Source organism: Streptomyces sp. NPDC103540 (genome assembly GCF_055584445.1).
Window position 1 is genome coordinate 127055 of the sequence record NZ_JBVJMA010000019.1, and the last position, 10750, is coordinate 137804.

General features: G+C 70.2%; 11 protein-coding genes. 1 reads left to right on the forward strand and 10 read right to left on the reverse strand.

The genetic code is table 11. The features are described from left to right. The first annotated feature begins 99 nt into the window (after nt 1–99). Complete coding sequence (locus ACZ6ZI_RS34645) at nt 100–459, forward strand: PRC-barrel domain-containing protein (protein ID WP_363063854.1); 360 nt, start codon at nt 100–102, stop codon at nt 457–459. Here ACZ6ZI_RS34645 and ACZ6ZI_RS34650 read toward each other — a convergent pair. The 10 genes from ACZ6ZI_RS34650 to ACZ6ZI_RS34695 all read right to left on the reverse strand — a co-directional run bounded on the left by ACZ6ZI_RS34650 (nt 437) and on the right by ACZ6ZI_RS34695 (nt 10583). Further along, a complete protein-coding gene (locus ACZ6ZI_RS34650) occupies nt 437–1843 on the reverse strand; it encodes a DNA polymerase IV (RefSeq protein WP_469527800.1) in 1407 nt (468 codons plus the stop codon). The two genes, ACZ6ZI_RS34645 and ACZ6ZI_RS34650, sit on opposite strands and share 23 nt — an antisense overlap. Before the next feature lie 100 nt (nt 1844–1943). Further along, nucleotides 1944–2585 (reverse strand): MerR family transcriptional regulator, encoded by a 642-nt coding sequence (locus ACZ6ZI_RS34655; protein ID WP_363063850.1) that lies wholly within the window; start codon nt 2583–2585, stop codon nt 1944–1946. A gap of 240 nt (nt 2586–2825) precedes the next feature. Then, the gene (locus tag ACZ6ZI_RS34660; RefSeq protein WP_007262890.1) at nt 2826–3299 is read right to left on the reverse strand and encodes a bifunctional nuclease family protein; all 474 of its coding nucleotides are present in this window, start codon (nt 3297–3299) and stop codon (nt 2826–2828) included. 63 nt (nt 3300–3362) lie between these two features. Continuing rightward, nucleotides 3363–4136 (reverse strand): transcriptional regulator FtsR, encoded by a 774-nt coding sequence (gene ftsR, locus ACZ6ZI_RS34665; protein ID WP_469527803.1) that lies wholly within the window; start codon nt 4134–4136, stop codon nt 3363–3365. Nucleotides 4137–4186: 50 nt separating this feature from the next. Continuing rightward, complete coding sequence (locus ACZ6ZI_RS34670; protein WP_469527827.1) at nt 4187–5128, reverse strand: FHA domain-containing protein; 942 nt, start codon at nt 5126–5128, stop codon at nt 4187–4189. Nucleotides 5129–5210: 82 nt separating this feature from the next. Next, nucleotides 5211–6035, reverse strand: coding sequence for a DUF881 domain-containing protein (locus ACZ6ZI_RS34675; RefSeq protein WP_469527805.1), 825 nt, complete (start codon nt 6033–6035; stop codon nt 5211–5213). Nucleotides 6036–6040: 5 nt separating this feature from the next. Beyond that, nucleotides 6041–6373 carry a small basic family protein gene (locus ACZ6ZI_RS34680; RefSeq protein ID WP_030158423.1) on the reverse strand — a complete coding sequence of 111 codons (333 nt, stop codon included), beginning with the start codon at nt 6371–6373 and terminating at the stop codon, nt 6041–6043. Further along, nucleotides 6370–7263, reverse strand: a complete 894-nt coding sequence (locus tag ACZ6ZI_RS34685; RefSeq protein ID WP_469527808.1) for a DUF881 domain-containing protein — start codon at nt 7261–7263, stop codon at nt 6370–6372. The genes ACZ6ZI_RS34680 and ACZ6ZI_RS34685 overlap by 4 nt, the downstream gene beginning before the upstream one ends. Before the next feature lie 128 nt (nt 7264–7391). After that, on the reverse strand, nt 7392–9890 hold the full coding sequence (locus tag ACZ6ZI_RS34690) for a sugar phosphate nucleotidyltransferase (RefSeq protein WP_469527810.1): 2499 nt from the start codon (nt 9888–9890) through the stop codon (nt 7392–7394). 102 nt (nt 9891–9992) lie between these two features. After that, entirely contained in the window at nt 9993–10583 is a 591-nt protein-coding gene (locus ACZ6ZI_RS34695) for a CDP-alcohol phosphatidyltransferase family protein (protein WP_363063840.1), read from the reverse strand. Nucleotides 10584–10750 lie beyond the last annotated feature (167 nt).

The window sequence follows — 10750 nt, forward strand, 5'->3', positions numbered from 1 at the left end:
GGGATCCGGGGCCTCCCTCGAGTGGCCCCCCATCCCGATATGCCCTTCTGTAGTCATTACGGATGAGTTGTGAACCGCGTGCGACCAGACGGAGGGACCGTGCAGACCGACATCGATCCGCGCAGCCTGATCGGCCGCAAGGCATTCGACCGCAACGGCGCCAAGATCGGCACCGTGGACGAGGTCTACCTCGACGATGCCACGGGAGTGCCGGAATGGGCCGCCGTCCGGACCGGCCTCTTCGGCCGGGACGCCTTCGTCCCCCTGGAACCCAGCGAGGTCGTGGACGACGCCCTGCGCGTGCCCTTCGACCGTTCCCTGATCAGGGACGCCCCCGACTTCGGGGTGGGTCGCCACCTCTCCCCCGAGCAGGAACTCCAGCTCTACCACCACTACGGCCTGGACGTGACCCTCCCCGAGGACGTCCGCGGCCCCCTCACCCCTCCGGAGAAGCCGTAGGGAGGTCCGGGGACGCCTCCCCCACCAGGGGCAGCGGCTCGGAGGTCTCCAGTTCCGGGTCGTCCACCCGGAAGGTACGGACCCGCCCGGGCGGCGATCCCGGCCGCTCGAACCGTACGGTGACCCGCCCGACGCCGCTGCCCTGCACCCATCCGGCCCCGTACACCGCGTGCCGTACGTCGCTCCCCGCCGGCCAGTGCCGTGCGGCGGCCCGCTCCGGCTCCCCGGACGGCTCCTCGGGCGCCGCGTCCCCCTCCTGCCCGGCCGCCTCCCGCGGCGCGCCCGTCGTCCCGTCCCCCGCCTCCCCCTCGGTGCGGGCCTGGGCGAAGAGGTCCTCCTGGGTGTAGTCGGCGAGCCCCGTCACGCCGACGCCCAGCAGCCGTACGCCGCCCGTGGTGTCGACGCCCTCCAGCAGTCGCGCCGCCGCCTCCCGGACGACCGCCGGGTCGTCGGTCGGCCCGCGCAGGGTCTCGGAGCGGGTCAGGGTGGAGAAGTCGTAGCGGCGCACCTTCAGGACGATCGTCCGTCCCGAGTGCCCGGAGGCGCGCAGTCGCACCACGCAGCGGTCGGCGAGCCGCGCCACCTCCCCGCGGATGCGGACGCGGTCGTGCAGGTCCACGTCGAAGGTGTCCTCGACGGACACGGACTTCGCGTCCCGTTCGGCCACCACGGGCCGGTCGTCCAGTCCGAGCGCCATCCGGTACAGGCCGACCCCGTGGGCCCGGCCGACCATCCGCACCAGCTCGTCCTCGCCCGCCTCCGCCAGGTCCCCCACGGTGGTGATGCCGGCCCGCCGCAGGTGTTCCCCGGTGGCCGGCCCCACCCCGGGCAGGGTCCGCACCGGCATCGGCGCGAGCAGCTCCCGCTCGGTACCGGGCTCGATCAGCAGCAGACCGTTCGGCTTGGCCTCCTCGGAGGCCACCTTGGCCAGCATCTTCGACCCGGCCAGGCCCACCGAGCCGCTCAGTCCGGTCAGGGCCGCGATGTCGGCGCGCAGCCGTTCCCCGGTGGCGCGGGCGCCCGGCGCGTCGAAGGCCCGCCCACCCGCCTCCAGGTCCACGAAGGCCTCGTCCAGGCTGAGGGGCTCCACCAGGGGCGACAGCTCCCGCAGCAGGCCCATGACGAGGTCGCTGACCTGCCGGTAGAGGGTGAAGCGGGGGTGGACGTAGGCGCCGTTCGGGCAGAGCCTGCGGGCCTGCGCGGTCGGCATCGCCGAGTGCACCCCGTACCGTCTGGCCTCGTAGGAGGCGGTGGCGACCACGCCGCGCGGTCCGAGCCCGCCGACGATCACGGCCTTCCCGCGCAGACTGGGCTTCGACGCCTGCTCCACCGCGGCGTAGAAGGCGTCCATGTCCAGGTGCAGGATGGTCGGCGCGGTTCTCACACCCCGATGCTGCCCTACGGCTCTGACAGCGCGCCGCAGCCGCCCCACGGGCCCGCGGGGATCCGCGCGCGGCGCGCGGCGAGGGCCCGTACCGGGGAGGTCAGCCGGCGCGGTTGCGGCGGGCCGCCAGCTCGTCGGCCGGGTTGTGGCCGACCACGGTCTCGCCGGTGTCCACGCGCTCGCCGTGCAGCTGCGACAGCGCGCTCTCGACGTCGCGCCAGACGACCCCCACGGCGATGCCGAAGACGCCCTGCCCGCCCTGGAGCAGGCTGACGACCTGGTCCGGGGAGGTGCACTCGTAGACGGTCGCCCCGTCGCTCATCAGCGTCATGCGTTCGAGGTCGGAGAAACCCCGGTCGCGCAGGTGCCGGACGGCGGTGCGGATGTTCTGGAGCGCGACCCCGGTGTCGAGGAAGCGCTTCACGATCTTGAGGACGACCACGTCGCGGAAGCTGTAGAGCCGCTGCGTGCCCGACCCGTAGGCCGGTCTCACGCTGGGCTCCACGAGGCCGGTGCGCGCCCAGTAGTCGAGCTGGCGGTAGGTGATCCCGGCCGCGGCGCAGGCCGTGGGGCCCCGGTAGCCGACCTGTTCGGGCGTCGGATCCTCACTCACCGGCCCCACCGCCGGGGCCGCCGCCGGCTGACGGTGCGCGGGACCAGCCGCAGCACCGCGCATCGGGTACGACCCGCCATCACTGCGCGCGGGGGTGCCCCCGGTCGTACCGTCGCCCGTGATCCTCACGCCGACCCTCCGTCCTTGACCTGCCATCTTGAAGGTAGGCAGTGACCAGGGGTGCGTCAACGATCGCCACACTCGGCACGCCGAGTGATAATCACCCTGAGAGTGGTTTCCCGTACCCCATTGCGGGGAAAGGCTACTCGAATGGGCTGAAAGTTCCGGGAGTACGACGCGGCCCGTGTTTCACGAAGGGCCCGGTCCCGAGCCCCTCACGACCACGGTGCGCCACCCCCGCCGGGTCCGCTACTGGGGGCCCGTGCCGAAGTCCTCCGGCGAGATCTGGTCGAGGAATTCACGGAACTTCTCCACCTCGTCCTCCTGCTCGTCGGGAATCGCGATTCCGGCGTCGTCGAGGACGCCGTCACTGCCGTAGATCGGCGTCCCCGTCCGCAGGGCCAGCGCTATGGCGTCGGATGGCCTCGCGCTCACCTCGACCCCGCTGGCGAAGACCAGCTCCGCGTAGAAGACGCCCTCCCGCAGATCCGTGATGCGGACCTCGGTGAGCTCCTCACCGACCGCCTCCAGCACGTCCTTGAACAGGTCGTGCGTCAGCGGCCGGGCAGGGGCCATCCCCTGCTGCGCGAAGGCAATGGCGGTCGCCTCCCCTGGACCGATCCAGATGGGGAGGTACCGATCGCCTCCCACTTCACGCAGGAGCACGATCGGTTGGTTGGAGGGCATTTCCACCCGGACACCCACAACGTCGAGCTCGTTCACACAGCAACCCTAGGACCTGCCCGGCAGGTTTGGGTAGTCGGGGCCGCACGACGGACCTCCCGGTCAGCGCAACCGGACCCCGAGCGCGGTCTGCACCAAGGCCTCGTGAAGCCTTACGCACAGCCCCGCGAGCTCCTTGGTCGTGGCCTCCGCGTGCGTCCGGGTCTGCGGATTGCGGTGCCGGCGCAGGGGCGCGACGACCTGTTCCACGAGTCCGGCCTCGCGGTCCGCGGCCGCTTTCATAGCGCGCAGATGGCGGGGTTCGAGCCCGAATCGACCGAGGTCCGCGATCAACCGGGCCACGGTGACCGCCTCGGCGTCGAATCCACCGTCGGGAGCCTCGCTGACGAGCCCGTACGACTCCCACTCCACGAGCCGGACCTCGTCCACCTCCGCGGCGGCGATCAGCTCGGCACGGCCCACCCGTGCGACGGTCGGCGGCCCGCCGCCCGCCTCCCCGTACAGGGGCGCGGGGACGGCGGGGTCGACGGACTCGCCGTTCGCGGTGGGCGCCGGAATGCGCACCTGCTCACCGCGGTCGAGCGCGTCGAGCTGCTCGCGGATGACCTTCAACGGCAGGTAGTGATCGCGCTGGAGGCGCAGGATGCGCCCCAACCGCTCCACGTCCCCGGTACTGAACTTGCGGTACCCGGAGGGCGTGCGCCGGGGCTCCACGAGCCCCTCCGCCTCCAGGAAGCGGATCTTCGAGATCGTGACTTCGGGGAACTCCTCGCGCAGCGTGGTCAGCACCGTGCCGATGCTGACCAACCGTCCTGCCGAGGCGGCGGCGCCGGCGGCGCCGCCCTGGGGGGCACCGCCGGTCGGGGTACGCAGCATGGAACCTTCCCTCCGAGGGCTTCCCCCCGGACGGAAGTCCAGGGGGCGGGTCAGATGCTCCGCAGGCTCGCGTAGAAGACCAGCCGGTACTTGCCGATCTGCACCTCGTCGCCGTTGTGCAGCGCGACCGAGTCGATGGGCTCGCGGTTGACGTACGTGCCGTTGAGGCTGCCCACGTCGGAGACGGTGAAGCCGCCCTCCGGGCCCCTGCGGAACTCGACATGCAACCGGGAGACGGTGACGTCGTCCAGGAAGATGTCGCTCTGCGGGTGACGGCCCGCCGTGGTCAGGTCGCCGTCCAACAGGAAGCGACTGCCGGAGTTGGGGCCGCGCCGGACGATCAGCAGCGCGGAACCGGGCGGCAGCGCCTCCACCGCGGCCTGGGCCTCGGGGGACAGCGAGGAGGACACGTGCTGTCCGGACGCCTCGGCCTCGTAGGCCTCAAGGCCCGAGATCGAGATGGTGGACGTGGTCTCCGAGGCACGCTCCGGCGTCAGACCCGGTCGCAGCGGCGCCCCGCAGTTGGAGCAGAACCGGCTGGCCGCATCGCTGCGGTGCCCGCACCTGCCACAAACCTGGACGGCCGACATGGACGGCTCCTCGCGCCGCGGCTGCCCCGCGGATGCATTGGTGGCATACGGGTCGGGAGTAAACCCTCCACCCGCACTTGAGGTTGATGGTTCACCGAAACCTATGCGTCCGGAACCCGCGGGGTCAACAGTCGACGCGCCCTGTGCGCCCGAATTGTCTCCCGCACCGGCCACCTCGTCACGGAAGAGCGGCCGGTCGCCCTGCCCTTCCCCGTCTCCCTGTCCCGCACGGTGACGCGCCGCGCCACTCTCCTCGCGGTTCTTCTTGCCGAACAACTTCTCAAACAACTTCACGGGCGATTCCCCTTGACCGAAACAGACCCGCCCGTGGGGCAGGACGAACTCTGCATGCACACACCTGCCGACCCGGACATTCTCACAACGTCCGTAACCACCAGACAGTTTCCACCACGCACCGCGACTTCGGTGCGTCGACCCCCCGCAGCCGTTCGGCCGCGTGAGCCGTTCCACATTCCGCACCGCCTCACGGCGATGACGACCGAGCGTAGTCAGGCTGCTCCGCAGCCCGCAAGGCATCCACAACGATCTTCGCCGACCGTGTGACGGCCACGTTGGCCTGCTCCTTCTCCAACGTCTGCACGACACCGCCCGGGATGTTGAGCGCGGGCTCCAGGTCCTGCGGCTTGCCGATGACCTTGAACTCGTAGGGCTGTGTGATCTTCTTACCGTCGATCCCGATGCCACCGCCCACGTCCGAGAAGTACGACCCCGCCACGACGCGGACGCCGTTGATCTGGATCGCCTCGGCCCCGGCCGCGCGCAGCTCCTGCAACGTGTCCAACAACTGGTCGGACCGCACCTGACCCTTGGGATCGGTGATCCGCAACGTGATCCCCGGCCCCTGCGCAGCTACCGTACCGGCCAGGATGCCCAGTTGGCGCTCCTTCTCCAGGGTCTGCCGGCGCGCTTCCTCCGCCTGGTCGGAGCTGTTCTCCAGCTCCCTGCGCTGCGCGTCCAGGCTCTGCTTCTCGTCCTCCAGGCGCTTGGTGCGCCCGTCCAGCTCGTCCAGGATCCGCACGAGGTCCTCCTGGCGGGCCCCGCGCAGCGGGGCACTGGAGTCGCTGTTGGAGCGGACTTGGATCGCGAGGCCGAGCCCCAGGACGAACAACAGCAACGCGACGATCAGTTGGGCCCGGCTGACCCGCGGCGGCCACAGACCGGCCGCCAGCCGCTGCCGCCCCGTCTGCGGCGGATCACCGCCCGCCGGGACCGCCGCCGCACCGGGCTCCTGCGCACGGGGCGCGGCGGGCGCCTTCGGCTCTTCGGGCGGGGTGTTCTCCGTGCTCATCGGCCTCACGCCCGGAAGACGTGCCGACGGATGGCCGCGGCGTTGGAGAAGATCCGGATGCCGAGGACGACGACCACGCCCGTCGACAGCTGCGAACCGACGCCGAGCTTGTCACCGAGGAAGACGATCAGCGCGGCCACGACCACGTTCGACAGGAACGACACCACGAAGACCTTGTCCACGAAGATCCCGTCCAACATCGCGCGCAGACCACCGAACACCGCGTCCAGCGCGGCGACCACGGCGATCGGCAGATATGGCTCCACCACGGCCGGCACTTCGGGCCGGACCAGCAGCCCGACCACCACTCCGGCCACGAGGCCCAGTACCGCGATCACGATGCACCCTTCTTCGGCTCTGCTGCTGTGGCTGTTCGTACGGTCAGGCTGGAGGCGGCCGGGAGCACCAGCGCGTCCGCCGCGGACAGCTTGGAGCGGATCCCGTAGCTCTCCTGCAACACGTGCAGGTACTGGCCGTCCAGCGAGTCCTGGAAGGCGGTGCCCAGCCGCTTCTTGTCCCCGATCGCGAGGACCTCGTAGGGGGGCACCAGGGGTCTGTTGTCGACCAGTATGGCGTCACCGGCCGCCCTGATCGCCGACAGCGCCGTCAGCCGCTGCCCGTTGATCGAGATCGCCTCGGCTCCCGACTGCCACAGGCCGTTGACGATCCTCTGCATGTCCCGGTCACGCAGCCGTCCGGTGTCCGAGAACCCGCTGCTCTCGCGCGGTCCACCGCCACTGGACGAAGATCCCTTCGCGTCGTCCACTTCCAACCTGACGCCGGGACCGCGCACCTCGGTTGCGCCGGACAACGCGGCCACCAGTCGGGCCTGCTCCCCGCCCGGCTGCTTGAGCACCGCCCGCTGACGGTCGGCGACCTCCGAACGCAACCGCTCGATGTCCCGCTCCAGCCCGTCGGCGCGCGCGTCGGCGCGCTCCACCCGCTGGATCAGCTCCTGGCGCTCCTTGGCCAGCACCGGCGCCGCTACCCGTGCCTGCGCCGCACCCAGCGTGACCACCATCGCCGCCAGGACGAGCCCGGCGGCGAGCGCCAGCTTCGCCTTCAAGGTGCGCGGCAGACCCGCGGTACCGTCCGCCTCGCGCCGGGCCGTCGCTTCCGCATAGCCCTCGTCGAGGCTGTGGTCCATCACGTGCGTCAACAGCGACATGGACGCGTCCGGGCGCGCGGGCGGACCGGCCGAACTCCGGTTGTGGGGCGGCTGCGACATGCACCACATCGTCGCATGTCGCCACCACCCCCACCGAATGCGTCCGGCCGGCGGACCGGGACGGGTCACTGCCCGCACCCGGCCCGCCGGCCGACCGCCCTACGGGGCACCCGGCCCCGTCACCGCCGTCAGTGCTGCCCTGCGCCGTCCACGACCGCGCCCCACTCGTCCAGCAGGGCCTGCGCGGACGCGTCGTCGGGGCCCTCGGCCCACAGGTGGGTGACCGCCTCCGCCGGGTCCGGCAGGACCAGTGCCCACCGCCCGTCGGCCTCGACCACGCGCACCCCGTCGGTGGTGTCGACCTGCCGGTCACCGGCGGCCTCCACGACCCGCCGCATGACGAGCCCCTTCGCCGCCCACGGCGTCGGCACGTCCCGCTTGAGCACGTGGGCCCGCGGGATCCGCGAGTCGATCTGGCTCAGGGTGAGCTGCGTACGCGCCACCAGCCCGATCAGCTGCACGAACGCCGCCGACCCGTCGAAGACGCTGCTGAACTCGGGAACGATGAACCCGCCCCGACCGTCTCCACCGAAGATGGTGGTCTCCTCCCGGCCGACCCGCGTGAGGTCGTCCGGCGAGGTCGTCGTCCACTCCACCTGCGTGCCGTGGTAGGCCGCCACCTGCTCGGCGACGCGCGTGGTGGTCACCGGCAGCGCCACCTTGCCGCTGCGCTTCTCGGCGGCCACCAGGTCGAGCAGGACGAGCAGCGCCCGGTCGTCCTCAATGATCCGACCGCGCTCGTCCACGAGGGAGATCCGCTCGCCCACCGGGTCGAACCGCACGCCGAACGCGGCCCGCGCCGACGCGACGATCTCCCCGAGCCGCACCAGTCCGGCCCGCCGGGATTCCCGGCTCTCCGTCGGCCTGGACTCGTCGAGGCCGGGGTTGATCGTCAGCGCGTCCACGCCGAGTCGGCCCAGCAGGCTCGGCAGGACGAGTCCGGCGCTGCCGTTGGACGCGTCCACGACGACCTTGAGGCCGGAGTCGGCGATCCCGGTGGTGTCCACCCGCCTCAGCAGCGAACCCGTGTACGAGTCGAAGACGCTCGACGGGAACTGGAGGTCACCGATCTCTCCGGGGAAGGCGCGCCGGTACTCCTGACGCGCGTACACGCGGTCCAGCTTGCGCTGCTGCGCCTGCGAGAGGTCCGCGCCCCGCTCGTCGAGGAACATGATGTCCACCGAGTCCGGCACCCCGGGCGAGGTTCTGATCATGATGCCGCCGGCGGCGCCGCGGGCGGTCTGCTGCCGCGCCACGGGCAGGGGCACGTTCTCCAGGTCGCGCACGTTGATGGCGCTGGCCTGCAACGCCGAGATGACGGCCCGCTTGAGCGCTCGCGCGCCGCGGGAGTGGTCTCGGGCGGTGGTGACGATCGCGCCCTTCTTCAGCGTCGTCGCGTACGCTCCCGCCAGCTTCACCACCAGCTCGGGGGTGATCTCCACGTTCAGGATCCCGGAGACGCCGCGGGCACCGAAGAGGTGCGCCTGGCCCCGGGACTCCCAGATCACGGAGGTGTTGACGAAGGCGCCGGCCTCGATCGTCTTGAACGGGTACACCCGGACGTTGCCCTGGACGATGGACTCCTCGCCCACCAGGCACTCGTCGCCGATGACGGCCCCGTCCTCGATCCGCGCGGCGCGCATGATGTCGGTGTTCTTGCCGATGACGCAGCCGCGCAGGTTGCTGTGCGGCCCGATGTACACGTTGTCGTGGACGACGGCCTTGTGCAGGAAGGCCCCGCTCTTGACGACGACGTTGGACCCGACGACGGTGTGCTCGCGGATCTCGACCCCGGCCTCGACCTTGGCGTAGTCCCCGATGTAGAGGGGACCCCGCAGCACCGCGTCGGGGCTCACCTCGGCACCTTCGGCGATCCACACCCCGGGCGAGATCTCGAAGCCGTCCATGTCGACCTGGACCTTGCCCTCGAGCACGTCGGCCTGCGCCTTGACGTAGCTCTCGTGCGTGCCCACGTCCTCCCAGTAGCCCTCGGCCACGTAGCCGTAGATCGGCCGGCCTTCCTTCATCAGCTGCGGGAAGACGTCACCGGACCAGTCGACGGAAACGTCCGCGTCGACGTAGTTGAAGATCTCCGGCTCCATCACGTAGATGCCGGTGTTGATGGTGTCCGAGAACACCTGCCCCCAGGTCGGCTTCTCCAGGAAGCGTTCGACCTTTCCCTCCTCGTCCACGATGGTGATGCCGAATTCCAGCGGATTCGGCACGCGGGTGAGGCACACCGTGACGAGTGCGCCCTTCTCCTTGTGGAAGTTGATGAGGTCGGTGAGGTCGAAGTCGGTGAGCGCGTCGCCGGAAATGACGAGGAACGTGTCGTCCTTCAGTGCCTCCTCGGCGTTCTTCACGCTTCCGGCGGTGCCGAGCGGCTTCTCCTCATTGGCATAGGAGAGCTCCATACCGAGCTCCTCGCCGTCCCCGAAATAGTTCTTGACGAGCGACGCCAGGAACTGCACGGTGACCACGGTCTCGCTGAGCCCATGGCGCTTGAGCAGCCTGAGCACGTGCTCCATGATCGGCCTGTTGGCCACCGGCAGGAGCGGCTTGGGCATGCTTGAGGTCATGGGGCGAAGCCGCGTACCTTCGCCACCGGCCATCACGACGGCCTTCATGTCGGAAGAGTCCTCCTAGAGAGATGACGGTCCAGCCGACCTCACCCGTCTCGGACGGTGACTCCCGCTACTCCTCCGCGTCAGTACCGGCGCCGAGTGAGCTCAATCGGCCGTGGCATCCGCCTTGACCAGACGGCGGACTTGCACCACGTAAAGGATTCCTGCCCACCAATAGAGCGTTGTACCCCAACCCGCGAACGCCCATCCGAAAACGGACGCCATCCAGGCGAGCCAACCGGTGCCGTCACTGAGCAAGAGGAGGGGGAAGGCGTACATCAGGTTGAAGGTCGCGGCCTTGCCGAGGAAGTTGACCTGGGGCGGCGGATAGCCGTGCCGGCGCAGGATCCACACCATGACCAGCAACATTGCCTCGCGGGCGAGGAGCGCCGCGGTGAGCCACAGGGGCAGGATCTCGCGCCAGGTCAGCCCGAACAGCGTGGTCAGGACGTAGAGGCGGTCCGCGGCGGGATCCAAAAGCCGGCCGAGATTGCTGATCTGATTCCAGCGGCGCGCGAGTTTTCCGTCGAGGTAGTCGCTGATCCCGCTGAGCATCAGGACGGCCAGGGCCCATCCGTCGCGCTCGGTCAGGATGAGCCAGAGGAACAGCGGCACGCCCACGAGACGGGCCATGCTGAGGATGTTCGGAATGGTGAAAATTCGGTCAGTCTGGACCCGAGTCTCCTGGACCTCCACCCGGGGGCCTCCACTGTGACTGTAGATAGTGTCGAATCGATGCCCCCTGACCCTACAGGAGTTCGCGACCGGCCCCTGAACGCAGAAAAGCCCCGCACCATAAGGTGCGGGGCTTTCCCACAATGATTGTTCGGCGGCGTCCTACTCTCCCACAGGGTCCCCCCTGC

What these genes read in the sequence shown, in the direction of transcription:
- ftsR (WP_469527803.1), bottom strand. Translation starts at nt 4,136, where the DNA reads ATGCTGCGTACCCCGACCGGCGGTGCCCCCCAGGGCGGCGCCGCCGGC.
- ACZ6ZI_RS34675 (WP_469527805.1), bottom strand. Translation starts at nt 6,035, where the DNA reads ATGAGCACGGAGAACACCCCGCCCGAAGAGCCGAAGGCGCCCGCCGCG.
- ACZ6ZI_RS34685 (WP_469527808.1), bottom strand. Translation starts at nt 7,263, where the DNA reads ATGTCGCAGCCGCCCCACAACCGGAGTTCGGCCGGTCCGCCCGCGCGC.
- ACZ6ZI_RS34690 (WP_469527810.1), bottom strand. Translation starts at nt 9,890, where the DNA reads ATGAAGGCCGTCGTGATGGCCGGTGGCGAAGGTACGCGGCTTCGCCCC.